This window comes from Micromonospora sp. NBRC 110009, from assembly GCF_030518795.1.
In the GTDB taxonomy this organism is placed as follows: Bacteria; Actinomycetota; Actinomycetes; order Mycobacteriales; family Micromonosporaceae; genus Micromonospora.
In genome coordinates, this window is the sequence record NZ_CP130427.1 from 4,627,471 (window position 1) to 4,653,680 (window position 26,210).

The 26,210-nt window shown below is 72.4% G+C and carries 20 protein-coding genes; 7 read left to right on the forward strand and 13 right to left on the reverse strand.

Going from position 1 to position 26,210, the window contains the following annotated elements:
• Positions 1-29 precede the first annotated feature (29 nt).
• Genes Q2K19_RS22025 through Q2K19_RS22035 form a run of 3 tightly spaced genes read left to right on the forward strand, consistent with a single transcriptional unit; the run spans position 30 to position 1,906 of the window.
• A complete protein-coding gene (locus tag Q2K19_RS22025; protein WP_302772914.1) occupies positions 30-1,034 on the forward strand; it encodes a hypothetical protein in 1,005 nt (334 codons plus the stop codon).
• Positions 1,035-1,073: 39 nt separating this feature from the next.
• The gene (locus Q2K19_RS22030) at positions 1,074-1,385 is read left to right on the forward strand and encodes a hypothetical protein (RefSeq protein ID WP_302763351.1); all 312 of its coding nucleotides are present in this window, start codon (positions 1,074-1,076) and stop codon (positions 1,383-1,385) included.
• Positions 1,382-1,906 carry a hypothetical protein gene (locus Q2K19_RS22035; RefSeq protein WP_302763353.1) on the forward strand — a complete coding sequence of 175 codons (525 nt, stop codon included), beginning with the start codon at positions 1,382-1,384 and terminating at the stop codon, positions 1,904-1,906. Before Q2K19_RS22030 ends, Q2K19_RS22035 begins: the two co-directional genes overlap by 4 nt.
• 246 nt (positions 1,907-2,152) lie before the next feature.
• Here the strand turns inward: Q2K19_RS22035 and Q2K19_RS22040 are convergent, their stop codons facing one another.
• Both Q2K19_RS22040 and Q2K19_RS22045 read right to left on the reverse strand, forming a co-directional pair.
• Positions 2,153-2,557, reverse strand: coding sequence for an integrase core domain-containing protein (locus Q2K19_RS22040; protein ID WP_302763355.1), 405 nt, complete (start codon positions 2,555-2,557; stop codon positions 2,153-2,155).
• A 27-nt stretch (positions 2,558-2,584) separates the two neighbouring features.
• Positions 2,585-2,857, reverse strand: a complete 273-nt coding sequence (locus tag Q2K19_RS22045; RefSeq protein ID WP_302763357.1) for a hypothetical protein — start codon at positions 2,855-2,857, stop codon at positions 2,585-2,587.
• A gap of 244 nt (positions 2,858-3,101) precedes the next feature.
• Here Q2K19_RS22045 and Q2K19_RS22050 point away from each other — a divergent pair, with 244 nt between their 5' ends.
• Entirely contained in the window at positions 3,102-4,637 is a 1,536-nt protein-coding gene (locus tag Q2K19_RS22050) for a lanthionine synthetase LanC family protein (RefSeq protein ID WP_302763358.1), read from the forward strand.
• A 110-nt stretch (positions 4,638-4,747) separates the two neighbouring features.
• Here Q2K19_RS22050 and Q2K19_RS22055 read toward each other — a convergent pair whose 3' ends face one another.
• From Q2K19_RS22055 to Q2K19_RS22105, 11 genes are all read right to left on the reverse strand, one after another.
• Entirely contained in the window at positions 4,748-7,480 is a 2,733-nt protein-coding gene (locus Q2K19_RS22055) for a helix-turn-helix transcriptional regulator (RefSeq protein ID WP_302763359.1), read from the reverse strand.
• A gap of 177 nt (positions 7,481-7,657) precedes the next feature.
• Positions 7,658-8,407 carry an AfsR/SARP family transcriptional regulator gene (locus Q2K19_RS22060; RefSeq protein ID WP_302772699.1) on the reverse strand — a complete coding sequence of 250 codons (750 nt, stop codon included), beginning with the start codon at positions 8,405-8,407 and terminating at the stop codon, positions 7,658-7,660.
• Between the two features lie 76 nt (positions 8,408-8,483).
• On the reverse strand, positions 8,484-9,197 hold the full coding sequence (locus tag Q2K19_RS22065) for an AfsR/SARP family transcriptional regulator (RefSeq protein WP_302763361.1): 714 nt from the start codon (positions 9,195-9,197) through the stop codon (positions 8,484-8,486).
• Positions 9,198-9,242: 45 nt separating this feature from the next.
• The gene (locus Q2K19_RS22070; protein ID WP_302763363.1) at positions 9,243-9,431 is read right to left on the reverse strand and encodes a hypothetical protein; all 189 of its coding nucleotides are present in this window, start codon (positions 9,429-9,431) and stop codon (positions 9,243-9,245) included.
• A gap of 14 nt (positions 9,432-9,445) precedes the next feature.
• Complete coding sequence (locus tag Q2K19_RS22075; RefSeq protein WP_302763365.1) at positions 9,446-11,206, reverse strand: hypothetical protein; 1,761 nt, start codon at positions 11,204-11,206, stop codon at positions 9,446-9,448.
• A gap of 2 nt (positions 11,207-11,208) precedes the next feature.
• Positions 11,209-12,510: a hypothetical protein gene (locus Q2K19_RS22080; protein WP_302763367.1), complete on the reverse strand. Its 1,302-nt coding sequence runs from the start codon at positions 12,508-12,510 to the stop codon at positions 11,209-11,211.
• Positions 12,507-14,498 carry an ATP-binding protein gene (locus Q2K19_RS22085; protein ID WP_302763369.1) on the reverse strand — a complete coding sequence of 664 codons (1,992 nt, stop codon included), beginning with the start codon at positions 14,496-14,498 and terminating at the stop codon, positions 12,507-12,509. Before Q2K19_RS22085 ends, Q2K19_RS22080 begins: the two co-directional genes overlap by 4 nt.
• Entirely contained in the window at positions 14,491-16,191 is a 1,701-nt protein-coding gene (locus Q2K19_RS22090) for a hypothetical protein (protein WP_302763370.1), read from the reverse strand. The genes Q2K19_RS22085 and Q2K19_RS22090 overlap by 8 nt, the downstream gene beginning before the upstream one ends.
• The gene (locus Q2K19_RS22095; RefSeq protein ID WP_302763371.1) at positions 16,188-18,320 is read right to left on the reverse strand and encodes a phage tail protein; all 2,133 of its coding nucleotides are present in this window, start codon (positions 18,318-18,320) and stop codon (positions 16,188-16,190) included. The genes Q2K19_RS22090 and Q2K19_RS22095 overlap by 4 nt, the downstream gene beginning before the upstream one ends.
• Positions 18,320-20,491 (reverse strand): putative baseplate assembly protein, encoded by a 2,172-nt coding sequence (locus Q2K19_RS22100; protein ID WP_302763372.1) that lies wholly within the window; start codon positions 20,489-20,491, stop codon positions 18,320-18,322. Before Q2K19_RS22100 ends, Q2K19_RS22095 begins: the two co-directional genes overlap by 1 nt.
• A gap of 6 nt (positions 20,492-20,497) precedes the next feature.
• Positions 20,498-20,905: a GPW/gp25 family protein gene (locus Q2K19_RS22105; RefSeq protein WP_302763373.1), complete on the reverse strand. Its 408-nt coding sequence runs from the start codon at positions 20,903-20,905 to the stop codon at positions 20,498-20,500.
• Positions 20,906-21,181: 276 nt separating this feature from the next.
• On the opposite strand from Q2K19_RS22105, the gene Q2K19_RS22110 reads away from it, so the two are divergent.
• The 3 genes from Q2K19_RS22110 to Q2K19_RS22120 all read left to right on the forward strand — a co-directional run bounded on the left by Q2K19_RS22110 (position 21,182) and on the right by Q2K19_RS22120 (position 26,142).
• Positions 21,182-24,379, forward strand: a complete 3,198-nt coding sequence (locus Q2K19_RS22110; RefSeq protein WP_302763374.1) for a hypothetical protein — start codon at positions 21,182-21,184, stop codon at positions 24,377-24,379.
• A gap of 1 nt (position 24,380) precedes the next feature.
• Positions 24,381-24,626 carry a hypothetical protein gene (locus Q2K19_RS22115; RefSeq protein ID WP_302763377.1) on the forward strand — a complete coding sequence of 82 codons (246 nt, stop codon included), beginning with the start codon at positions 24,381-24,383 and terminating at the stop codon, positions 24,624-24,626.
• A 115-nt stretch (positions 24,627-24,741) separates the two neighbouring features.
• Positions 24,742-26,142 carry an ISNCY family transposase gene (locus Q2K19_RS22120; protein ID WP_302763379.1) on the forward strand — a complete coding sequence of 467 codons (1,401 nt, stop codon included), beginning with the start codon at positions 24,742-24,744 and terminating at the stop codon, positions 26,140-26,142.
• Positions 26,143-26,210: the final 68 nt, after the last annotated feature.

Genomic DNA, 26,210 nt, shown 5'->3' on the forward strand with positions numbered 1-26,210 from the left:
GGTGCTTCTGCCCACTCCGCGGGCCACCGATGGACAGAAAGGCTGCCCCGGACAACGGGGATCCCACGGAGACCTCACCCTGCCATCTGCCGCTGTGCGAGCTTCCGACACCACGGGCCTCCGACGCCCATGGCCCTGGCCGCCACGGCCACGGCGGCCCGGACCTGCGAACCACCCTCGCCGAGCTCACCACCGGCAACCTCGGAACGCTCGACGAGACCACATGGGGGATCTACGCCGCCGCTATCGCCCGCTGGGAACTGCTGACCGGGCGGCCCGTTCCGGCACCCACCCAACCCGGCCGCTACCGCAAGACGGTTCTTGCGCCCCCGTTCGTGGAGTGGCTCATGGGGCTACCCGCGCACTGGGTCACGGACCCCTCGTTCGGCCTTCCCCGCACCGCCGCGCTTCGCGTCCTCGGTAACGGTGTCGTCCCCGCCCAGGCAGCGACAGCGCTTCGCCTCCTGCTATGCCGCTACCGTGACCCCTGCCATACCGCCGGTGGCTCTTCGCGGGCAGGCCAGCTCGGCTGCCCGCGAAGAGCCACCTCTCGTTCTCTTGGCCTGCCCCTTGCCACTGCAACACACCGGAGAAGCTCTGATGCCGTCGACCCCGAGCCGATCTCGACATCGGCTACCCCCCGCCGCCTTGGACGGGTCGAGAAGGAGCGCGGCAACCAACGCGCCCCCGGTGAGCAGTCCCGCAAGGAGGGCGGCAAGGTCTTCGGAGGTGGCAGTCGAGCAACCGTCGCGATCACGGTGCTGGTCAAGAACCCGTCCAAGGCCGGCACGGCGACCATCCACTACACGGAGGTCGGTGACTACCTGACCCGTGAGGAAAAGCTGGCCAAGGTGGCGGCGGCAGGCGGTGTCGCTGGACCCGAGTCGGTCGTTCATATTGTGCGTGTAACGCGAGCATCCCTCGGTAGACACCTCTACTGCCGCCGGTTGGAAGGCCGGCCGGCAATGCCTCCACGGGTAGTGTCGATTGACCTGAATGCCCTGATTGACCCAGGGAGTCACGCACGCAGCTAATCGGTTGACGCCCCGTAACGGGCCGAGAACTCTGGGAACGTGGACGTCTTTCTTGCCATCGGGGCCGTCAAGGCCACGAAGGAGATGCTCGATCAGGAGCTTCTCAAGCAACAGGTGCAAAAGATCAACGACGTCGTTGAGGAGATCCAGAAGCAATTTGCCGACGACGTGATGCACGAGCTGCGAGTTGGCTTCGATCTTCTTGCGGATGCGATGTCGCTACCTGACGATGCCCAGCGTAATGACGAGCTGGCGGCTGCTCGTTACGTCTTCCGTCGACGCACCCGGCGCCCAGTTCCGGCCACGCTCGTGGGCAGCGAAGCGACCATGTCAGGGGAAGGAATGCCATGAAGCCCAGCGACTGGATTGCCCTGCTTGCAGCGGTGATTGCCCTGAGCTCACTGGCGGTGCACATGCTGCTTCGCCGCGCCGACAAGCGGGAGGCGAAGCACACGAGCATCATCACCGCTCTACAGGGCGACAAAGCGGCGGTAGGTTACGAGGCGTATCGGATCGGCCGCGATGGCTGGCCGCCGAACCCCCCGGAACGGGCGCAACGCCGCGAAGCGTTGTGCCTGGCTTTCATCTTCGAGAGATCGGACCGCACCAGCGCCATGGTCCACAGCGCCATGCGACGCTATCCGGACGCGCACCATGCGGAACTCGAGAAGACGCTGCATCACTTGTATGTCATCTTCGAGGAGGCGCAAGAACTCGATGTCGACTTCGACCTGCACCGTGGCTGGCAGCGGCTCGCCATGCTCGCGAGGATGCTGAAGGTGCCACACATCGCTGAGGCGGCCACGCAACGCCTCAGCGCGTGGCCTTCACAACGGAGGGCTCGGGAGGATCAGGCCAGCCGCAGCTCATGAATGGCTGTGCGGCGCCAAGGAATGAGCGGTCGGTCTGTCGGGGGCCGAACCTTTCGACCGGGGGCTTCGAGAACGGGTGGCGGTTCGCCGCGCGGGCAATGACTCAGCAGGTCAGCGCGATCGCCAGGCGGCCCTGCGGGAGCAGTTTTGGGATGCATCCAGCAGGGGGTAACGGAGGCACCCCGTGTTGGTAGTCGCTGCGCGTTGCCGCGACCCTGCCCTTGCCGAAAACGTCGTCCGCGCAGGTCACGCAGCCTGCTCGTACTCGTGGAGGATGCCGCCGAGGCGATCGGGTCTTCGTACGTGGAGGTGGGCTATCTTGTCCGGGTCGGCGACCTGCGCGGGCAACGGGGACAACGGGCGTCCGTTCGCGATGCCCTGGTGTGGGCGGTGTCGGTTGTAGAACTGTTCGAACTCGCGCAGGGCGTGGAGCAGGTGCCGCTGATTCCAGATCAGGGTCTGGTCCAACAGTTCACGGCGGCAGGTCTGTATCCACCGTTCCATGATCGAATTCATTCGCGGCATCCGGACGCCGCTGAGCACGACGTCGATGCCGGTGTCCGCGAGGATGGCGTCGAACAGGGCCGGGAACTTCCCATCGCGGTCTCGGATGATGAACCGCGCCCGGTGGCCGGTGTCCTCGAGGTCCATGACGAGGTTCTTCGCCGCTTGCGCCACTCAGGTGGCGGTCGGGTGTGCGGTGGCGCCCAGGATCCGGATCCGGCGGTGGGCGTGCTCGATCACCGCGAGCACGTACAACCGCGCTCCGGTCAGGGTGACCGTCTCGAAGAAGTCGCAGGCCAGCACGGCGTCGGCTTGCGAGCGCAGGAAGTTGGTCCAGGTGCTGTACGCGCGCTCGGGTGCCGGGTCGATCCCGGCCTCCTGCCCAGCGGCCAGAGCATCCTCTCGGGTGAGCTCGGTGATCTCAGGGCCGATGCTCAGCGCGCGCAAACCGCTTGTGGCGCATGGCGGCGCGGCGCCTTCGACGGCAAACCGCCACTGCGGCCAGCTGGTTCACCGCGAGTATGAGGCGGCCACCTGGAAGTACGCCAGGCAGTGGCCGAACCGGGTCTGGGCGATCGAGGGTGTGGGCGCCGCTGTCGAGGTCCGCCGGCCTGTCTCCACGCGCCAGCTCTGAAACCGCCCTGCGGCAGCGGCGGACGTTGGCTGGTACGCGTTCGGTAGCGTGCCGGGGGTGGCCGTCGCGGGGGTGTATCGGGAGTTGGGGGAGGTGGCCTGGTCGTGGGTGCTGGGCCAGGTCCGGGAGGACGACGGGCCGTGGCTGCCCGAGGTCGTTTCCGATGAAGAACCGCCGGTAGGGCCGGCGGACGATCGCGACTCGCTGTACGCGGGGATCGCGGGTCTGGCTCCGGTGCTGGCCGAAGTCGGCCAGTACCGCGCGTTGACCGATGCCGAGCGCAGTCTTGCGGCGGGGATCGTGGCCCGGCTGTCGGTCATGGCGCCGGTGCGCACTGAACCCTCGTTGTACGACGGGCTGGGCGGGGACGTGACGGCGCTGAAGCTGCTCGCTCCGGGACGGGAGCGGGTGGCGCTACGCCGGTTGGTCGAGCTGAGCACTCCGGCGGGGTGGGACACCACGGTGGGGGTCGAGTCGGGCGCAACCGGTCCGTTCACGGATCTGGTGTTGGGCACCGCGGGTGTGGTGCTGGCCGCCGCGTGGGCCGGCGGCGATCTCGCCGGCGAGCTCATGACGACCGGCGGGGAAGCTCTGCTGCGAGCGGCCGACCAGACCGAGGCCGGGCTGGACTGGCGCATGCGGCCGGGATACCCGGCGAGCTCGCCGAACTACTCGCACGGCACGGCGGGGGTGGCGACGGCGTTGGCGATCGCCGGGCACGCGTTGGATCGTGGCGACTTCCTCAGTGCGGCACGGCAGGGCGCACAGCATCTGCTCAGTGTGGGCTCGCTGGACGACCAGGGTTTCGTTGTTCCTCACACGCTGCCGTACTCGCAGCGGGAGGTGGAGCCGGTGACGTACACCTGGTGCCACGGTCCCAGCGGAACCTCGCAGCTGTTCGCCGCGCTGGCCTTCGCCGGTGTCGAGCAGGTCGGGGGGTACGAGGTGGGTGCGCTGCGCCGGCGTTGCCTGCACTCGGTCCTGACATCGGGGCTTCCTCGCCGGCTGCGCCCGGGGTTCTGGGACAACGACGGCCGCTGTTGCGGCACCGCCGGGGTCGGGGACGTCCTGCTCGACGCCGCGCAGGACAGTCCCGACCAGGCGCGACGTGAAATGCTCCTGGGGGCTGCCCAGACAATGGGCGATGCCCTCGTCGACCGGGCGATCCGCGATGAGGCCGGGGCGCGTTGGCGGTTTGTGGAGTACCGCCAGGACCCGATATCGCCGTCGTACGCCCTGATCGAGATGATCCGCGCCTGGACCGAGTCGCCGCTGCGGGACCGGGTCGGTCTCACCGTGCATGTGGTCGACGATGAGGTGCTTTACGACATCACCGCGCGCCGCGTCGACCTCGACCGGTTGATCTTCGCGGCGGCCGGCGGCCCGATCAGGTTCTGGCTCGAGTCCCGCGACCCGGACGGCGTGATCAGCCGCTTCCTCCTGCTGGAACCGCCCGGCCGCTCGGTCACCGACATGCTGAACGACGTCGGCGTCGGCGGGGAGGATTGGTCCGTGACGGTCGAGCCCGACCCCTGCCTGGAGTGGACGCCGTGGCGGCTCGGCGACATCCGCGGGCCGGCGGTCCGGCGATGACGTTGGAGCGATTCGGCGTTCTCGATGGCTCGACCATCCGCGTCGCCCCGCGCGAGTCGGCCCGGGCGACGACCATCGCGGCCCGGCGGGGTGAGCCCTGACCTCGCGGCTCAGCGCACCAGCCCGGCAGACACCAGCGCTCGCGTCAGGTCCGTCCGGGAACGCACCCCGAGTTTGCGGTACACCCTCGTCAGGTGCGCCTCGACGGTCTTGCGGGAGACGAAGAGCAGGCTCGCCGCCTCGGCGTTGTTGAGGCCGCCCGCGATCGCCCGCGCGACCTGCACCTCCTGCGGCGAGAGCAGATCCAGCGCCGCGGGCATCACGTTCGGTAGCATCCGCTGGCCGGTGGCGGCCAGCTCCGCGGCGGCCCGCCGCGCCCACGGGCCGGCGCCGAGCGACTCGAAGCAGGCGTGCGCGGCGGTCAGCGGCACCCGACCGGCGGCCGGGCGCCGGAACCGCCGCAGCGCCTCGCCCCGGCACATCTGGGTGCGAGCCAGCTCGAACGGGTGGTCCTGGCGGCGGTGTTCGCGTTCGGCCTCGGCGAAGCACTGCTCGGCGCGGGCCGCCGTGCCCGCCAGCAGCCCCCGGCAGCGGGCCAGGATCGCGCGCGGCCAGATCAGCCCGGTCCGCTCGGCGGCGAGCTGGAGCCAGGTCAGCGGCTCCCGCGCGCGCTCCGGCCGCCCGGCCCGGACGTGGGCCTCGATCAGGTCGGCCACGAACGGGATTACCCGCGGGTTCGTCATGCCGATCCGCAACGTGTGCTGGAACGCCTCCTCCAGCTGGGTTATGGCCTCCGCGTAGTCGGCCTGCGCGAGCGCCGCCGCCCCGATCGCGTGGCTGAAGTACATGTCGAGGGTGCCGATCCGGTACGGGCCGGTCTCCCGCCGCGCCGTCGAGATCCGCTCGGCGCAGCGTTCCCGATCGCCGCGCTGCGCGTCCAGCCGGGCGAGGCAGGCCAGCGCGAAGCCGACCGCGCTGGTGTGGCCCATCTCCTCGGCCCAGCGCAGCGCCTCCGCCGCGTCCGCCTGCGCCTCGGCCCAGCGGCCCACCCAGTACTCGGTCTCGCTGCGTACGGCCAGGGCGATCGGCAGGATCGCTGGGGCGGTGTGCTGCCGCGCCGCCCGGATCACCCGCCGCACCGTCGCAAAGCCCTCGGCGAACTGCTCGCCGAACGTGAGGCTCTGCGCGACCAGGGTGAGCAGCTGCTGCTCGGCGATCGGGTCGGCGGCCTCCAGGAACGCCGCGGACGAGCGCAGGCCGTCGAGGCCCTCCCGGATCCGGCCGTCCACGATGTAGGCGAGGCCGCGGAGCACCACACTGCGGTCCACGCTGATCCCGGCCGTCGCGGCCAGCGTCACCGCCTCCTCGCCGCGCCGCACGATCGCCTCGATCCGGCCGTCCATCGCGCCGGGCAGCGTGGCCTCGTTGAGCAGCGAACAGGCCCGGGCCGGATCGACCTCGCGCACCGCCTCGGCGGCGGCGACCATCCGGTCGTACGCCACGCCGGTGTGCCCGATCCAGGTGTGGATGCGCCCGCGGAGCAGTTCGAGGTCCGCGCGCAGCAGGGGGTCGGCCGCCGCCTGCAGCGCCTCCTCGCACCAGCCGGCCGCCCGCGCCGCGCCGCCGGCCAGGAACGAGTCGGTGGCCGCGTTGCGCAACAGCTCGGCGCGCTCGTCGGGGTGCGGCGTGAGTTGCGCCGCCCGGTACCAGGCGAGCGCCGCGCCATCGTACCCGCTGCGCCGCCGGGCCTCCTTCGCCGCCTCGATCAGTTCGGCGGTGACGGCCGCGTCCGGGCCGGCGGCCGCCGACGCCCGGTACCAGGCCCGGGTGGCGCCCGAGGTGACGTCGGCCAGGGCGTGGCAGGCGGCCCGCCGCTCGGCGAGCGGGGTGCGCCCCAACACCGCCGAGCGCAGCAGCGGATGCCGGAACTCGTAGTGCGCGCCGTCGGTCACCACGATCCGCGCGGCCTCGGCCGGAGCCAGGTCGGCGACGCCGAGCCCGCGGAACGCCAGCGCCGGCTCGAGCAGCTCGACAGCGGAGGAGCGGCTCACCCCGACCACGGCCAGGGCCGCACGCGTACGCTTGGGAAGTCGATCTATGTCCGGCAGCCAGGCCAGTTCCAGCTGTCGGCCGGTCGGCAGCGCCTCGCCGATCGGCCGATGCCCGGCCAGCTGGTCGGCGCGCAGCGACGACGCCCACTCCAGCAGCGCGAGCGGGTTGCCCGCGGTGCGCTCGACGAGCCCGTCGAGCACGCTCGGTACGGCCACGATGCCGCGGCTGCGCAGCAGCAGGTCGCAGTCGGCGCGGGTCAGCCCGGCGAGGCTGAGCGCCGGCAGGTCGCAGCGCCGGCGCAGCTCGGCGTCGTCGCGACCGGTCATGATCAGCGCGATCCGCTCTGGGCCGATGCGCCGGGCCACGAACAGCAGGGCCCGCTGCGAGGAGTGGTCGACCCAGTGCAGGTCGTCGACGAGCACGACCATCGGGGCGCGGTCCGCCGCGGCGGACAGCACGTTCAGGGCCGCGGCGCAGACCGCGTACGGGTTGGGCGCGTCCGCGTCGGACAGCGCGAGCGCCCCCTCGAGCGCGTCCCGCTGTATCAGGGGGAGATCGGCGAAGTGCGCGCGCAGCGGAATGAGCAGGTCGGCGAGCGTCGCGAAGGGCAGCACGGCCTCGGACTCGACGCCCCGTGCGCGGATCATCGGGGCGCGCCCCGAGCGGGCCACATGATCGAGCAACGTGGTCTTGCCGACGCCCGGGTCGCCCCAGACCATGAGGGCCACGCCGTGCCGGGGCGATGTGTGGAGAGCGGCGTCCAGGATCAGGCACTCCCGCGAGCGCCCCACGGGATGATCGGCATCTTGATCAGGGACAGCCGCGACCGGGCGGCTGTCGGTCTCTCCGGTCATGGCGGCTCCAGGAGTCGTCCACCCAAGGCCAATCAACCATTTTCCGGTACGCGTCCCCGGGCGTCCCGCCCTCTGTCGCGTACCGGACCCGGATCGTGGGGAGAACCCGCACCGTCACCGGCGGATCGGCACCGCGACCAGCTCGCGCAGGGCGTCCGACGGGGTGACGCCGAGCTCGGCCGAGACCAGCGCCTGGTAGGCCTGGTAGGTGCGGTACGCCTCCACCTGATTGCCCTCGGCGAGGTGGGCCAGGATGAGGGCCCGCTGGGCGCTCTCCCGCAGCGGCTCGGAGCACACCGCCGCGATCGCCGCCTCCACCGCCTGCGCGTGCCGGCCGGCCGCCGACAACCGACGGCTGACCTGCTCCAACGCGTGCAGCGTGCGGGCCCGCACCCGTTCCCGCTCGAAGATCACCCAGTCGTCGTACCACCCGGGCAGCAGGTCCAGGGCCGCGTCGGCGGCCTCCGGCACCCGCAGGTCCGCGGGCTCCGCCGTCCCCCGGATGATCCGCTCGGCCCACCGGTTGACCACGTCGAGATCCACCGCGACGTGTGACCCGATCGCGACGGCGGTCCCCGCGATGTCGAGCAGGCCGGCGTCGGAGCCGCGCAGCCGCCACATCGCCGAGCGCAGGTTGCCGGCCGCTCGCGCCTCGTCGCTGTCCGGCCAGAGCGCGGCCGCGACGGCGCGGCGCGGCACCGGCCGGCGGCGGAAGGCGAGGAAAACCAGGAAGCGCAGGCTGCTCTCGGGCAGGGTCAGGGGCTTACCGCCGACCAGCAGCCGGGGCCCGGCCAGCACCTGCAGCACGGCGCCGGGCGGGGCGCCGGGCCGCGCGGTGGGCGCTTCTGCCGTGCGGGCGAGCATGTCCACGGAAGCCTCCTCGGGTCGGACGAGTTCTCAGCATCGCCAGCCGCCCCCCGTTCCTGCTTCCGGGAGTTCCCTACAATGCCAGCGCCGCCCGGATCGTGGCGCCCGCGCGCGGCCCGAACCGGGTGCTCGCCGCCGACCGGAACGCCGAGTAGGCGGCCCGCGCCTCGGCCGTCCGCCCGGCGGACTGCAACGCCTCGGCGAGGACCCGGTGGGCGCTCTCGCGCAGCGGCTCGGCCGCGACCACTTGGCGGGCCACCGCCGCGGCCCGGGCGTAGTCGCGCCCGCGGATCAGCCGCGCCGCGGCCGCCTCCATCGCGTGCAGCACCCGCTGACGCAGCCGTTCCCGGTGCGGCGTCACCCATTCGTCGCGCCACCCGGGCAGCAGCCCCGAGCGGGCGTGCCTCCACCATTCGTCGTCGGCCGCCGGATGCGCAGGCCCGCCCGCCACCAGCCGCGCCGCCCACTCGGACAGCGCCTCGGTGTCGAGCTCGATGCCGGCCCGGATCCAGACCTGACGCTTGTCCGCGTCCAGGATGTCCAGCCCGGCGGCGTGCAGGCGCCACAGCGCCGAGCGCAGGTTGCCGACGGCGCGCACGTCGTCGCCGACCGGCCAGAGCACGCCGGCGGCCTGCCGCCGATCGACCCGGCCGCCGCTGAGGGCGGTGAACGCGACGAGTCGCTTGCCGCCCTCGGGCAGGATCCGGACCTGCCCGGCGGCGTCCAGATGTGGCTCGGCGAACAGGCACAGGCCGGTGGCGGCGGGCGAGATGACGGGACACAGCATGCCCGAAAGCTACAAGCGCTCTGTCACCCTGCCGTCACCCCAGCGTCACTCCGGCACGGCCATGTCGCGCAGGAAGCGCCGCACCTCCGCCAGGACGGCACGCTGCGTCTTCGCGGCCTGCCGGGACTCCTCGGGACGCAGCACGTCGAGCTTCACCGACACGAAGATCAGGCAGGGGGCGTCGAGCTGCCGTTCCACCGTGACGACACACACCCCGCGGTGCGGCGGGTCCATGGGCCGAGCTCCGCTCACGGCTTGGCCACGATGCCGAGTTTTTCCGGCCCGAAGAGCAGCACGATCGACTGCCGCGCGACGTTCCGGCCCTCGACCGGCTCGATCTTGCCGAGCCACGGCGCGAGCGCCAGCGGATCGACGAGCAGCGTCGCCCGCAGCACTCCGACCGGCAGCTCGGACTCGGCCCGGGCGAGCACGAAGATCCGCAGGTCCTTCGATTCCCGCAGCCGTTGGCGCAGTCTGCCGTAGTTCCCGCCGAGGCCGGCATCGTCCGGCAGCCGCCAGCCGCGTAACGGATAGCGCAAGCTGATCGTCCGCACCTGATCTTCCGGGGCCTTGGCGTACCGGTCCGGCAGGTCGCCGCTCTCCAGCGACTTGAGGTCCGCCTCGTACGTCTGCTGGTCCAGGAAGTTGACCTCGAACGCGGTGACCTCGTCGAGCCGCTCCTCCGGCGTCGGGCAGACGGTCCGGTCGGGACGCACGAACGCGACCCAGCCGGACGGGACCCGGCCCTGGTCGTCGACCGGGATCAGCACGCGCACCTCGGTCTTCGCGCCGCCCGAGGCGGTCAGCGGGATGCGATCGCGATGCTGGGCCTCCTCGATCGCCTGCGCGACATCGGACGGCCGGCACGTGCACGCCGTGATCGAGAGCGTGGCGGGCAGCATCTCCGCCAGCCACGTCGTCACGCCGGCGGGCGAGCCGTTCGGATAGGGCAGGAATCCGGCCGGGGGCAGATCGGCGAAGCCCAGATCGAAGAGCTTGCCCGCCGGGCCGGACACGGACTGCACCGCGGCGGTGAGGTCGTCGGCCAGCTGCGCCAGCAACTGGCGGGTCATCACCTTGGTCTGCGCCCGGCCGACCGCCTTCGCGGCCGCCTCGCGGATCAGGTCGGCATAGTCGAGCCGCACCTGGCGCTGTGCCGGCTGGGACGGCTGCGGGTACCGGTCCGCCAACTGGTCCTGGAACTGCAGGATCTGCGCGACGTACACGTCCCAGGGCCGCATCCCGAGGCGCCAACGCCAGGCCCGCTCGGGCGGCGCCGCGCCCCGGTCCCGCCGGGCGATCCAGGTGTCGACCTCGTCGCTCATCTTCGACCGGCCGGGGATGAGCACCCCGATCCGGACCACCGGCTGCGTGCCGGACGAGGGCGCGGGCACCGGCGGAAGCCACATCTCCTTGACGAGCGGCGCGTTGCCGGTGGCGAGCAGGTCGCGCTCTCCGTCGGTCTCCTCGGCCGCGAACTGGCGCCGGGCCAGCCAGTTGCGCCGCCGCTCGGGCTGCTGCCCGTCGAACTCCGGCAGGGCGGCGGCGCTGAGCTGGGCGCGCACCCCCTCGCCCTGGTAGAGCAGCCTCGACGTGCCGCCGGCACACGGCTCGTCGCACAGCGACCCGGAGACGTCGGCGTAGCCGTACTGCCACGTCCCGGCGTAGATCTCGATGAACCAGAAGCCGTTGTCGGCCAGCGTGGGCATGAACTCGTCGGTGAGCGGCAGCCGGATGTCCTCGCGGGACCGCAGCGGCCGCCCGGCCGGGTCGACGGCCAGGCCGGGGGAGATGTCGAGCCAGTTCTCCGGCTGTTTGCCGGGCTCCTGCGTCTTGCCGGGGGTGACCCGGAATCCCTCGATCACGCCCGGGCCGCCGGCCGTGCCGGACGCGAGCACGAGGTCGCGGGCGTAGTCCTGGATCCGGACCAGGTGCTCGGCCCGGAGGAACAGCCCGTCGAAGGCGTTCAACCGGCTGATCCCGCTGTCCGCCGTGGTGTCGGTGGTCATCGTCAGCTCCCGGCTCTCGCGTTGTGCGCGGCGTCGTGTCCCTGGTGGACGGAGCCGGGCGGGCCGCCCGGCAGGCCGGCGAACGGCACGAACGGGTCCTGGCCGAGCAGCGGCGCCGTCCCGGTGCCGCGCACCACCACCCGGACCAGCGAGTACGCCGGCCCGCCGGCCATCCGCAGCACCACGACCTGCTCGTCGCCGCCGCGGAACCCGATCTCGTCGATGTGCTCGCGGCGCCAGCCATGACCGCGGTACGACGCCGACGAGACGCTGATCGCCTGGTCCTCCCAGGAGTTGCGGGCGATGGGCCGGTCGAAGGTCAGCTCGGCGGTGACCGGGTCGATCCACTCGACGCCGAGCAGGCGCGGGCCGCCCGCGTCCTGCTCGTGGTGCCGGTCGCCGATCAGGCCCGGCGCCAGCCCGCTGAGCAGCTCCTGGATCACCGCGGTGGGCAGCAGCGCGGTCCGGACCCGTGGCTCGATGCGTACGTATGACTTGGTCTTGACCGGAACCGAAAGCTTGGCCAGCAGGATGCCGGCGCTGTCCCGCTCGTCCACCGGGAAATGCGGCACCGACTTGTCGTCGGCGTAGCCGGCCGGCCGGCGCTGCGTGGCGTCGAGGGCGGCCATCAGCCGGAACTGCCGCAGCAGCTCGGCCGGCCGGTCCTCGAACCGCGCGGAGTGCACCTGGTGGATCGCGTCGAGCACGTCCTTGTCGGTCTTCGGGTCGGCCTTCTTCAGACCGAGCAGGACCCGCAGGCGGTGGTAGCCGGCAGCAGCGGGCGGCGGCTCGGCGACGATCCGCAGGCGAGTAGTCTCCACCACCCGGGACGGGCTGTCGTGCTGCCGTGCGATGTCGCACGGGTCGGCCAGCGTCGGCACGTTGTGGTCCAGGCAGCTCTTGAACTCGGCCATCACGTACGCGTGGACCCACTCCTGATGCTCGTCCTTGGGCTTGTTCTTGTCCAGCCACTCCTTGGCCCAAGCGGCCAGATCGAGGCACTGGCTGGTCTCCAGGCGCAGCTCCCGGCCGCGCCGGTCGACGGCCAGGCCGGGCCGCACCCGCAGCCGCCCCTCGTCCCGGCCGACGTCGAAGCCCCAGATCACCCCGGCGCCGTGCAGCCAGGACGTGTGCACCATCTGCTTGCCGCGCGGATTGCCCATCAGGACGAGGAAGTCGTCCTCGCCGAGCAGCATCCCGTACGCGGCTCGCAACGCGGTGAACGGCTGCACGGGCAGGGCATCGTCCTCGGCGATCGTCGCCGAGCCGGTCGTCGGGTCGCCGCACGCGCCGAACTTCGTCATCGCTTCTCCGCCTCTCGCGCGGCCGCCAGCAGGCGGACCGCGGCGTCGTCGGGTACCCGGGTGTCCTCCGGCGGCTCGTCCGGGAACGGCCGGACCGCCTTGCCGTACTCCTGCCGCAACGCGGCGATCAGGTCGTCCTGGCCGATCGGCCGGCCCCGCGGCGCGGCTCGGAACGCGGCGGTGATCGCGGCGTTGCGGATCCACGCGCCCGGCACCTCGTAGCGGCGGGCCAGCGCGGCCAGGTCGACGTCCTCGGCCAGCCACTCGGGCGGCAGGTGCCGCCGCCAGATCCGGCCGCGGCTGCGCTCGTCGGGCAGGCCGATCTCCACCACGAAGTCCATCCGGCGCAGGAACGCGGCGTCGATGTTGCGGCGCAGGTTCGTGGCGAGCACGGCCAGGCCGTCGAAGTGGTCGAGCCGCTGCAGCAGCCAGGACGTGCTCTGGTTGGCGTACCGGTCGTGCGCGTCGCCCACCTCGGTGCGGCTGGCGAACAACGAGTCCGCCCCGTCGAGGAAGAGCACGGCCTGGGTCTGCTCGGCCACGTCGAAGACCGCCGCCAGGTTCTTCTCGGTGTCGCCCAGCCACTTCGACACCACCCGGGCCACGTCCACGACCAGCAGGTCGGTCTTGGCGGCGTCCGCGATCACCTCGGCCGCGAGCGACTTGCCGGTGCCGGGTGGGCCGGACAGCAGCAACCGCACGCCCCGGTCGGCGCGGGCGCGGTCGAGCAGCCCCCACTCGTCGAGGACCAGCGACTCGTACGCCAGCCGCCGCACCGCCTCGCGCAGCAGCCGGGTGCCGTTCCGGTCGAGCACCAGATCGGACCAGCGGGCGCGCGGGGTGATCAGCTCGATCCCGGCCGGCAGCGCCGTGCCGGCCCGGGCCCGGATCGCCGCCGACACCTCGGCCAGGCCGAGCTTGCGCTCCCGGTCCCGCACGCCGACGTCCCGGGCGACCAGCGCAGCCACCGCCGGATCGAGCGGATGCCTCGCGGCGAGCGGCGCCAGGTCCCCGTTGACCTCGGGCAGCACCGCCTGCCAGGCATCCCGGCGGGCCTGGATCGAGATCGGCCCGATCGGCACCGGCAGCATCGGCCGGCCCGCCGGCGGCTGCACGGTCCCCGGCATCGCGCACAGGAACATCGGACCGGGCGGCGTTCCGGCCAGATCCGGCTCCCGCGCCGGCCCGTCCGGGAACCCGGCGACCGCGACCGGCACCGCCCGCCGGACCAGCGCGTGCAGCGCCAGCAACGCCAGGCCGGTCCCGTCGGCCGGCGCCACCCGGGCGGCCACCGCCGTCCGGCTCACCCAGTCGGTGAGCGCCGAGCAGCGGCTCACCGCAATCGTCTCGTCCGCCGCGCCGACCAGAAGCAGGCAATCGCGGCGGGCGCTCAGCGCGTGCGCGGCCCGCTGCACCGAGGGCAGCTCCAGCCAGCCCTCGAGCCCGGCCGGCGTCGGCGGAACGGCGACCCGGGGCAGCGCGGCCGGCCAGGCGTCGACCCCGTGCAGCGCCTGCCACACCCGGTCGGCGAGGACCAGCGACTGGTCGAAGAACGCCCTGCGCCCGCTCGCCGCGATCAGGCCGCACCGGGCAGCGGGTCCCTCGTGCATCAGCCGCCGCAGGTCGCCGCGCGGCACGTCCGGGCCGAGCACCAGCGCGGCCAGCCCGAGCGTCGGCCGCGGCTCGTCGGCCGGGTGCAGCTTGGCCAGCGTCGACGCGAGCCCCTCGTGCTCCTCCGGCATCCCGGCGAGCAGCACCAGGTCGACCTCGTTCGCGCTCAGCCCCAGGCCGGCGATCAGCCGCGCGAGCGGGGTGTCCGCGATCGGCGGGCCGGTAGGCCCGGTCGCGTCCGCCCATTCGATCAGGAAGGCCGCCGCGGCCGCCGCCACGTCGTTGCCGCCACGCTCCGCGACCAGCTCGGCCAGCCGCCGGGCCAGCACGGCCACGCGGCGCTCCAGGTCGATGACGACGAGCCGTTGGTCAGTCATAGACATACCTCACGACCGCACCGAGCCACGGCACCCAGCCGGGATCGAGGTCGAGCCCGGCGCGCCGGACGACCGGATCCGCCGAGGCGAGCGGCAGATGGATCACGAACCAGCCGGCTTGCGCGTCGACGTGTCCCGGCCGGCGCAGGCGGGCCCGCACTTCCGGCAGTGAATCGTCGCCGTCGTGGCCGAGCCGATCGGCGGTCGCGCGAACCCATTCCCCGGCGATCCCGTCGAGCAGCGCGGCCTCGTCCTCCGTCGGCTCCGGGGCGCGCAGGACGGTCTCGGCCCGCTCGCCGTGCAGCCCAGCCAGCGCGAGCAGCGCGGCATCCTCGGGTCCGGACTCGCTGATCAAGCCACCGAGCCGGTGCACCACCCAGCCGATCGTCCGCTCCTCGAAGGCGTCGAACAGCCGCTCGGGAAGGCCGGCGGAGGCGGCGGTCGCCAGCAGGAACGGCAATCCGGCCCATGCCGTAAATGCAAATTCCAAGCCTTCTTGCGTACGCGTCGGAAGCTCGCCAATCGCACGGTCCGGGTCAGCCTCCGGCACGGCGGGCGCACGCTCGACGGCGGAGCCGTCCGCCCGGCCGGTCCGCGGGTCGGGCATCGCCTGGGCACGGCCGCCCGAGTCGCCCGTGGCCCGCTCGGGTTCAATCTGCCGGTCCGGGCGCGGCGTCAGCGGGCGTGGCCGGGTCTCCGCGCCCGGCGGCCATCGACCCGGCTCCGCGCTCGCGGCTTGATCGCCACGCGTCGCTACCTGCCCGATGGCCTCCGATTGCGGGCTGTCCGTCGATGGCGCCGCGGGCTCGTTCGCGTCCGCTGAATCCGCCGCGGTCGTTGCCATGCCGTCGTCGTCTCGCGGCCGGCCGGCCGTTCCCGCCATCGGTCCGCCGAGCGAGTCCGCCAGCCATCGCCGCGCCTCGGCGACGGCGCGCTCCGTGTGCGGCCGCCGCGGCGCAGCCGGGTCCGCTTCCACGACCACCAGCACCGCCCAGGCATCCAGCACCGCCGCGCTGGGCCGGATCGTAGCCCGGCACAACCGCAAGGCCAACGCGCCCCGGGCAAAGACCGACGCGCCGTGCCGACCCCGCCCGCCCGGCCCGCCGAGCCCGGCCGGGCTGCCTGGTCCGGCAGTGTCCACGGCCGATCGTGCCGTTCCGCCGGACGCGCGCCACACGGCCTCGGCGATCAGCGTCCACCCCCGGTCGCCGAGGCGCCGGTGCAACGCCGCCAGGCCGCCGGCCGCCACCACCCGGCTCAGCACCTCAACCGCCGCCTCCGGCCGGTGCAGCAGCACCGCCTCGGCGTCGCCGGGCAGTCCGAGCTGCCGCCACGCCCACCGCCGCTCGTCCCGGCCGGCCGCCAGCCCGAGCACCGCGTCCGCCGCCGCGTCGAGGTCGTTGCGGTAGTGCACGACGTCCCGGCTCGACCCGCTGGCCGCCACCCGCAGCACCGCCGCGCAGATCGACTCCGCCCACCGCGCGCCGAACGCCTCGTCCCCGTCGGCCGGGTCCAGGCCCACCCGCACGTCGAGACGGCGGACGCACCATTGCCCGGCCGGCGGCGTCGCGGCCGCCCAGGCCCGGGCCAGGTCGCGATCGGCGATCCGGCGCTGCGCGGCCGCCACCCGGGCGGCGACATTTTGCGCCGCGGTCGCGGTGAACGTGTCGATGCTTAGCGCCGGCGTGCTCATCCGACCCGCACCGCCCAGATCGCCGCCTCGTCGCCCACCCGCGACCCGACCGCCGGCAGCCCGACCACACCGTCGGCGCCGACCGCGACCTGCCCGACGATCGCCGGGTGCCAGGCCGCGTCCGGCCCGACGAATGTGGTCAGCCCGACGTGCATCCGCCGCCCGACCCGCATCCCGTCGCCCAGCTGGCAGATCACAGCCATGGTGTGCGCGGGCTTGTACCGCTCGACCAGGCCCGCCACCACCTCGCGCCGGTCCGGGTCGAGCCGCCCCGGCACCAGCACGGTGAACCGGTGCGCGGTCACGGTGTAGCCGTCGCCGCCCGCGCCCGGCTGCCCGCCGACCGTGAACCGCCCGAGCGCCGCCGTCGCCGAGCCTTCCGCCGCGAGGGCCGGCGCGGGCGGCCCGCCCGGGGATCCGCCGAGGACCGTCCCGCCCAGCCCGCGCATCCGCCAGTTCTCCACCACCTGCACCTCGCGGCCGAGGTAGATGCGGAGCAGCCGTGCCAGCACCGTGCCGGTGCCGCGCAGCCGGAACAGGCCGAACGCCTCGGCGATTAGCTGCCGGCGGGCGGCCTCGGGCCAGCGGCGGTCCAGGCTCAGCGCGAGCAGGCCGGCCAGCCACGGCAGCGCCTGCGCCGGCGCGGCGGCCGGGTGCAGCAGCAGGTCGCGGGCGTCGGCCCGGTCGTCCAGCTCGCTCAGCAGGCCCTCGGCCGGGGCGAGGAACCGCTGCAGGAACGCGGCGCCCGCCGGGTCGCGCGACCACGATCGGGGCAGCGCGTCAAGCAGTCGATGGCCGGGCCGCTCGACCCGGACCGCCCGCGCCCGCGGCGTGTTCAGCCCGGTACCGGTCAGCTCCAGCACGAGCCACAGGTAGCGGCCGGGCGGGGCGTCGACCGGCGCCTCGTACGTGGCGAAGGTGTCCGTGTCGTCGGCCGGTCTTCCCACCTCCTCCGGACCGGTCGGCCGCCGATAGAGCGGCCGGCTCGGCGAAGCGTCCCGCAGCCCGAGTTGCGACGGCAGCGGCGGCGTGGCGCCCGGGTCCAGCACCGGAATGCCGCCACGGACCGGCGCCCGGGCCGGGATCGGATCGGTGACCTCGTCGTCGTCGGTGGTGAGGAGGCGCAGCCGCAGGTCGGTGCCGCGGGGCAGGCACGCGTCCAGGAAGACTCGGCCCCACCGGGTACGCGGGATGCCGCCGTCCAGCCGGTAGGTGACGACCGAGCCGGACAGCGGGTAGCGCAGACTCGGCCCCGACGTCCAGGCGAACCCGTCGGCGGTGGTGAACGCGACCCGCCCGTTCGGGGCGATCGCGATCGCCCCGCCGTCGTATCCCGGCGCGCCGAGCGGCTCGATCTCCGCGCCGCCCGGCCGGAACCGGCGGAACACGCCGCCCGGCGCGCCGGCCACCACCAGCACGCCGTCGTGGTCGATCGCGAGGTCGGTGGCCCCGTCGACCCGGACCTCGACCGTGCCGGCCGGGTCGGCCACCACGGCCGCCGAGCCCGGCCCGGACCAGAGCAGGAGCACCCGGCCCAGGCCGGCCGTGACGTGCAGGCAGCGCAGGCCCTTCGCCCCGGCGGGCCGGTGCACGACCGGGCCGGGCAGCGGGCCGCGCCGGCCCTCGAAGCGCCACAGCCGCACCGGATCGGCGGTCAGCACGACCGCGCCCCGGCCCACGGCGGCGATGCCGATCGGGCGTACCCGCGGGTGCCGCCGGGAGCGCAGGAACCGCCGGGCGCGCAACCGCTGCGCGCGCAGGTCGACCACGTGCACCGCGCCGGCCCCGGACTCCGCGACGTACAGCCGGTTGCCGTCGTCCACCGCGAGCCCGCGCGGCCCGCTCAGGGCGCCCGGACAGGGCTCGCCGAAGACCGGCTCGGGCAGCTGCGCGAGGTCGTCCGGCAGCACCGCGACGCGTCCCTGGCCGGGCAGCGAGCGGTAGGCCCGGCACCACCGGTCGAAGGCCAGGCCCTGCGGGGTGTCACCGACCCGCTCGCCCGCCGTGGTCGCGGGCTCCTGCCAGGACAGCTCGATACCGCCGCCGTCGAGCAGCGCGGTGCTGGTGTGCGCGCAGCGGCTCCACTGGTCCGGGTGCGAAATGCGGCGGTAGCCGCGGTCGGCGGGCATCAGCACACCTCCGCGGGCAGCGGGATCAGCACCGGCGGCTCCGGGTCCGAGCCCGGCCCGGACGGCGGGTACCCGGCCCCCGGCGCCGGCGGCGCGCCCCGGACGACCGTGACGGCCCGCAGCTCAGGCACCTCCCATCGGCGCAGCTCGACCTCCTGGACCTCGACCGCGTTCGCGCCGTCGACTCGGGCCAGCCGCAGCCCCTGCTCGATCGACTCCACGCCGTCGACCTGCACCGCGACCGCCTCCAGCTCGGCGCGGCGGACGGTGCGGCCCAGCGTCCAGCCCTGACCGTCCGGGCCGTACGGCGGCACCGGCGACAGGTACTGCCGCAGGATCAGCTCCACCCACCGGCGAACGGCGTCGGCCTGGTAGCCCTCGCGGACCCGCACGCCGACGGACACCGCGATCGGGCGGTAGGCCGGCGGGATCACGTACACCTCGCAGGTCAGCACCCGGCGCGGCTCCAGATACGCGGCCACCCGGCGCAGCAGCGCCGTGTCCGGGGAGGGAGCATCCGGGTTGCGCAGATCGTCGGTGGGGAAGACGACGACGCTGACCACGCCCGCCGCGGGGTGGCCGGGTGTGTCCGGATGCAGCAGCGGGAGCGGCTCGGCCCGGCGTACGCCCGGCACCTGAGCCGTCAGCGCCCGGAAGTCCTCGGCGGTGACCGCCCGGTCGCGCCGCTGCACCTCGGCCGGGATCTGATCCAGCGCGTCGGCCAGCGACGCCGCGTCCGCGCCGCCCGCCGCGGGCAGGATGTTCGACGCCTTGACGCCGGCCGCGCCGGTCACCGCGGTGATCGCGCCCGCGGCGACGTTGCCGGCCACGCCGCCGCCGACCCGGTAGGAGAGGACCCGGATCCGCTGCCCCGGCTGCGGCACGCGGGTCTGCGTGCCGAACCGGATCAGTCCGGCCGTCAGGTCCACGGTGTACCAGGCGTTCTCCGGCCGGCCGGCGGCGAACGTGTCGACCTCGGTCCAGTCGTGCCAGCCGTCGACCTCTTCCACCTGCAGGCGGACGGTGCCGGGCAGCACCGGGCGGCGGCTCAGCGCGTACGTCTGCCCTGGGTCGCCGGTCCCGGTGCCGAGCAACTCGGCCCGGGCCGTCTGCCCGTTCTCGACGGCGACCACATTGATCCCGGCCCACCGCACCCGGCCGATGATGTCGTTCTCCCCGGCCGGCCGGCGCACCCGCAGCCAGGCCACCGCCCGCTGCAGGACCGCGGGATCGTCCAGCTGCGGCGGCCGGTCCCAGCCGCCGACCGGTTCGTCCTGCCCGGTCGGCGGCAGGTCGGCGGCGGGCAGGCCGAGCTGCACCACGCCGTCCTCGGTCAGCCCGCGGGTGCCGTCGACGGCGACGTCGAGCGGGACGAGCGAGGTGCCGCCCTGCCACAGCTCCCAGAGCACGGCCGGCGGCTCGGCGACCGTCGCCCGGGGCAGCGGATCGGCGTCCGGCTCGACCGCCGGGGGCGCCGCCGGGACGTTGTCGAGGACCACACCCACGTACAGGAAATGGCTGGGAAGTTGCTTGGCTACCGCGTCCCGTTGCTGGGCGGTGCGTGCGAGAACCGCGATCCACAGCGCCCGGTCGACGGTCGCCTCGACATCCAGCGGATGCGCCTCGGCGTCCAGCGGATCGGCCGGCACGGCGTGCACCTCGTAGAAGGCCTTGCCGAACCGCGCGACCCGGGCCCGCTCCGCCTGCGGCAGCCGGGCCTCGGCGTCGGCACGCCGGCTCTTCTCCGCGGCCGGCAGCTGGGCCGGGTCGTCCGGCGGCATTTTCCCGTACGCCTGAACCTCGAGCGGCCAGGCGTGCACCTCGTTGCTGGTCTCGAACACGATCGGCCCGGCCGTGACCTCCGCGCCGACGTTCAGGTGCACGCCCTCGACTCGCTCAGTCCGCAGGCTCACCAGGGCCCGGGCCGTCCGGGCGGGCCGCGGGCGCAGGCCGAGCAGCCGCAGGAAGGCGACCTTGGTGGCGTCCGGGATCTGGTTGAACCGGAACAGCAGCGACTCGCCCAGATACGCGAACAGCTCGAGCAGCACCACACCCGGGTCGGTCTCGTTGTGGTCGGTCCATTCCGGTGCGTACACCGGGATGCGTTTGAGCAGTTCCTGCTTGAGGTCCTCGTAGCTGCGATCGTCGAGGATCGGCCCGATCAGAGTCATCGGCGCCTACCTCAGGTAGAAGGGGTAGACGAGGTTGTCCGGCCGCAGGTCGAGCAGCCGCAGGTAGGAGATGTCCACCCAGACCAGGCTCGGATCGTCGTCCGGCGTGACCGTCACCGTCGTGACCCGGATCCGCGGCTCCCACTGGTTCAGCGCCTCGGAGATCTCCTGAGCCATGGCCGTCCGCGTGGCGACGGTGTTCGGAGCCATCAGATACTGCCGCAGCCCGCACCCGAAGGTCGGCAGCATGACCCGCTCACCCGGCTCGGTATCCAAAATCGCCTCGATCGACTGCCGGACCAGCTCCATCCCACTGAGCCACTGCAGCCGAGGCCGATCGGGCTGCGGCCCGACCGGAAACGCGAAGCCCGTACCCAGCCATCGGTCGACGGGACTGCCGGTTTGCGCTGCCATGCCCCGAGGATGCGATCGGCCTCGTCACCGCATCGTCGCTCCGCCTACGCAACGACGCCGTGACGTCCGGTGCGGCATTGTCCGCATATGCCGCCGGACCATCAGTACGCAGTGCGGTCGCCGAGAGCCGAGCCGGGCGTCAGGACTGGCACACTGGACGCCGGGAGCGGCGCGGAACGGCGATCGCATTCGGCCCTCTCCGAGGCGATGGCGCACGTTGTACCTTCAGGCACCGGGCCCCGGGGCGAGGTGGTCGGGCCGAGGGCGCTTACGGACGTGACCGAGGCCGCCCGGGAGCTCACCCTGTGGCTGGCGATGCCGAATCCGGATGCGCACCGCGAGGAGATCTTCCGCACCCTGCTCGAACAGCGGGATCGCACGGCGCAACTGCGCAGCGAGTTCTTCCGTATCGCCGGCCGGGTGCTGGACGTCGCGGTGTGGCGGTTGCCCGGGCACGATGCCACCCGGGCACTTCGCTACCTGCAGTACGGACGGCTCCGCACCGCCGACAAGGTCTATTTCGCGATCCAGGGGTTCGGCACGGACGAGGACACGCTCTACCGAGTGCTGGCCGCCGCCTCGGGCGAGGTCGCTCAAGCGTCCGCCGACTTCGCCGACTCATATGGGGAGACGTTCAGCGACGACGGGACGCTGCCCGACGGCCGCCGTAGTCGCTTGGCCGGCGCACTCGACGAGGAACTGAGCGGCGCCGACCTGGACAAGGCGAAGGCGTTGCTGTGTTACGGGGCGTTGCGCCCAGCGGACGAGATCCGAATTGCCACCAATCGGGTTGGCGCCGACGAGACCGCGCTCCTGAATGCACTGCGACGGGCGGACCGCACGACTATCCGATCCGATTACCAGGCCGCCTATCACGAGAATCTCGACAAGGTGCTGGACAGCGAGCTGTCCGGCCATGACTACAAGCGGGCCTTGCTGATTCTCGAGGGGAAGTTCACGACACTGGAGCGGATCCGCCTCGCTGCAGCCGGTGTGGGTACCGAGGAGGCCGAAATCTTCAATGCGCTGTCGGAAATGACTGCGCAGGAGCAAGCCGTCGTCGCCGAGGAGTTCAAACGGCCGGAATCGAGCCTCTACGCGCTGCTGCGTGACGAGTTGGACGATGACGACTTCCGGCGTGCCGAGGCCCTAGTCCTTCGCGCCGGCGGGGCGGTATCCGCGTTGAACCAGGCCGGCGCGATGAGCGGACCAGACGTCGTCAACGCCATCAAGATGTCCAGCGGCGCGACCTTGGCGACCTACCAGAAGGCCTGGTCGGATCAAACGTTCCGGATGGAGGTGATGCGTCGAAGCGGCACCCGCGGCTACTTCGCAGCGCAGACGATCCTGACCGGCAGCGTCGCGGAGCGCCTTCGCTGGGCCATAAAGGGCGCGGGAACCGACGAGGATTACCTGTTTCATGTGCTCGAATCCATCGGATCGGACGCCGACGCCAAGGAGGCGATCCGAAACGACAGTGAGCTCATGTCCGACATCGAGTCGGATCTCAGCACCCGTGACTTCGCGAAGGCGAAGCTCCTGCTGGCGCCCGCCGTTACCACCTTCGACGAGCGGATCGACCGCCTCGGCCAGAGCATCCGAGCGGAGCGAAGCTGGGTCGGGGCGCTCTCGAACACCTCAGATGCCCTCGACGACGAGTATCGGGAGTTACTCGCCGCCGCTGTGCGGAGCCGTGCGGACGGCGTGCTCACGGCCGGCGAACTGAAGGAACTCAAACGGGCGGAGCGCGCGACCAAGGACGCCCTGCAGGTGTACGTGGCCGCACGTGACGAGCTCGAGGACATGGCGGTCACGGTGTTGAGCACCGCCGCGACCATTGTCGTCACCGTCGTCAGCGGCGGCCTTGCCGGGCCGGCCGCGGCGGCCGCGTTGGCCTCTCAACTGGCGCGTGCGGCACTCGTCAACGCGTTGGTGAAGGTACTGGCGGCTAAGGCGGTGCGGGGCGACAGGTTCGACATCTTCGGTGCCGAAGGGGCTCTCGCGTTCAGCAGCGGCGCCGTCGAGGGGATCGCGAACGTGCTGGCACCAGGGGTCGCGAAAGGGCTCCTCGGTTCCGCCACCGTCGGCGCGGAACGCGCGGCAACGTCGGGCTTCAGCCGGATCGGAAGGGAGCTGCTGCAGGAGGCTGTCCAGGGCGGACTCTCCGCCGCTCCCGGCAGCGCCTTCAGTGTTGCCGCCGACGAGAACACCTGGCGGGGCGGCTTCCTCGATGGGCTGAGTCAGGTAGCCGTCTCTACCGGCATGGGCACCGTCACCGGAGCCGGGCAGTCGGTGGTCATGCATGCCGGAACTCTCGTCTTTCGGGGCGCCCAGGCGCGATGGGGCAGCATTGCCGCCGAGCCCGAGTCATCGTCGCCGGTACCGGCCGGGGCCGTCCCGGACCAGAATGGCTCTCCTCAGCATCTCCCGGACCTCGGGCAGGAGGTAAGCCCCGGCGGCGGGGGCCCGAAAGGGTTTGATCCAGGCGAACTCTCGCCCGATGAGTTCAAATTCACCGCGCTGGGTCCGCTCGAAAGTACTCCGGTTCACCCCGACGGAAGCCCGGCGAGAGTTCTTGAGATAGGCGCGGGACGGGTCGACACCGATCTCGGCCTGCCGCCGGAGAGTCTCGCCGCGCGGACCGCCCCCGATCCTGGCTTGATCGCGCTTACCCGCACGGATCTGCAGTCGCGCCCGGGCGTGCTAGAGCTCGACGCCACAAAGCCGATCCCGTCCGCACTTCGGAACCAGGACGCGGTGCTGGTGAACAACCCCTACGGCTACGCGGTCGATGTTGCCGTTCTCGGCGAGGCACTTCGTCCTGGTGGACGGCTGATCGTTCAAGGTCGAGCGGAAGTCGTGCCCGGAATGCGCGGTGTCAACAAGTACATGAACGAATTGCTGGAAGCTGTCGAAGCCGGAAAAATTCCGGCTGGGTACCGAGTGGTGTCGATCACGAAACTGCCCGAGGTGCCTTCCGGGCGTCCACTTCCGGCCGACCATCCAGTCCTCGACCTCTCGTCCGGGGTCCGCAAGCCCGCCCAAGTACTGGGCGGCCCCTTCCGTGCCACCGGGGGCGATCCGGTCAGCTGGCCGAATGCTCAGATCGTGATCGAGCGAGCCGCGCGCCAACCTGCCTTGGCGCACAATCCTTGGGGCGGCGAGGTTCCTTATTTCAGGGCATACCCGCAGGAGTTCCTGGACCAAGCGGCAAAGTACGGAATTGCTCGTGAGCTCCCCGACGGGCGATTCCGTTTCTATGGCGAGACGACGCCGGCACGCACGTCTGGGGAGATAGCTGGTCGTCGTCTTGTTCGGGAGTGGAATCCTAAGACCGGGTCCAGGCGTATTTGGCACGAAAGTCTGGATCATGACGGAAAGGTTAGAATCGTGCGTCCTGACGTTGACGCAACCGGCGGGAGCAAGGTTCATTACATGTTCGACGCGGACGGCAAATACACCGGGAGTTGGTGACGTGCAAGACATCCACCAGGAGGTCGCGCGTAGGTTGGCAGGCCTGGTCGAGGGGTCTGTGAGCCGCGAGGAAGTCGCGGATTGGGCTCTGGCGCGGATCAAAGACGAAGCCGCGGACTACCAATCGGATGCGATTCTTTGGGCTGCGCTTGACAGGTTGGCCGGCGCCGATCTTCAGCAGAGCCCGGGGGCTTACCTGCATGGTGACGAGGATTTCCGATCCTGGCTGAATGACTTCGAGGACTAGCTACTTCGACCTGAAAACTAGATCGATGGTTGTCGGCGTGTCCGGCCCTGCCGGACACGCCGCGCTGTCACACTGTATGTAACCGAAACTCGTTGGCGCGCAAGGGATTGTGGTCATGCTACGGACCCGGAACATGCAGCCGTCGTTGTGGGAATCGGTGCTGCCGGAGGTGTGCCTACGGCTGCCGGTGGAGCTGGAACGCGTCGATGCGTGGCTCGACGACGAGCGGTTCTTCGCCCCGTTCACCGCGCACTTCTCGCCCCGGCTGGGCCGGCCGAGCATGCCGCTGGAGACCTACCTGCGGTTGATGTTCCTCAAACACCGCTACCGGCTGGGCTATGAGTCGCTGTGCGCCGAGGTATCCGACTCGATCTCCTGGCGCCGGTTCGCCCGGATCGACATCGACGGCCGGCTGCCCCACCCGACCACCCTGATGAAGATCACCACCCGGTGCGGGGAGCAGGCGATCGCCGCGCTCAACGAGCAGCTGCTGGCCACCGCGGTCGAGGCCCGGCTGGTCAAGACGGGAAAAGTCCGGGCCGACACCACCGTGGTGCCGGCCAACGTTGACTACCCCACCGACACCGGGCTGCTGGCCCGGGCGGTATCCCGGATCACCCGCACCGTCGGGCGGATCAAGGCGGCCGGAGCCGCGCCCCGCACCCCGTTCCGCGACCGCACCCGCGCCGCCGGCCGGCGGGTCCGTACGATCGCGGCGCAGCTACGGCTACGCGGCGCGCAGACCCGAGACCAGGCGCAGGCCACCGTCGCCCGGATCACCGCCGAACTGGCCGACCTGGCCCGCAAGAGCGCCACCGACGCCGCGGCGGTATTGCGCAACGCCCGCCGGGCGCTGCGCACCGCGACCGGCCGGGAAGCGGGCCGGCTGCGCCGCGCCGTCGACGACCTGACCGTGCTCCTCGACCGCACCCACCAAGTGATCGCCCAAGCCCGGACCCGGCTGGCCGGCGGCACACCCGACGCGGCGACCCGGCTGGTCAGCCTGCACGACCCGGACGCCCGCCCGATCGCCAAGGGCCGGCTCGGCAAACCCATCAACTTCGGCTACAAGGCCCAGACCGTCGACAACGTCGACGGAATCGTGCTCGACCACGCTGTCGAACACGGCAACCCACCCGACGCGCCGCAACTCGCGCCCGCGATCGACCGGATCACCCGGCGCACCGGGCGAACGCCGGGGGCGGTGGCCGCCGACCGCGGCTACGGCGAAGCCGCCGTCCACGACGATCTTTACGATGCCGGCGTGAAAACCGTCGCGATTCCGCGTAAAGGCCGACCGGGCGCCGCCCGCCAAGCCTACGAACGCCAACCCGGCTTCCGCCGCCTGGTCAAATGGCGCACCGGCTGCGAGGGCCGGATCAGCCACCTCAAACACCGCTACCAATGGGACCGCACCCGCCTCGACGGGCTGACCGGCGCCCGAACCTGGTGCGGCTACGGCGTCCTGGCCCACAACCTCACCAAGGTCACCGCCCTCGCCGCCACGGCAGCCTGAACCACCACCCACCGGCAGTCTTCACCGCGCACCAGCACGCCCACCAGCACCAGACCCCAGGCCGCTCC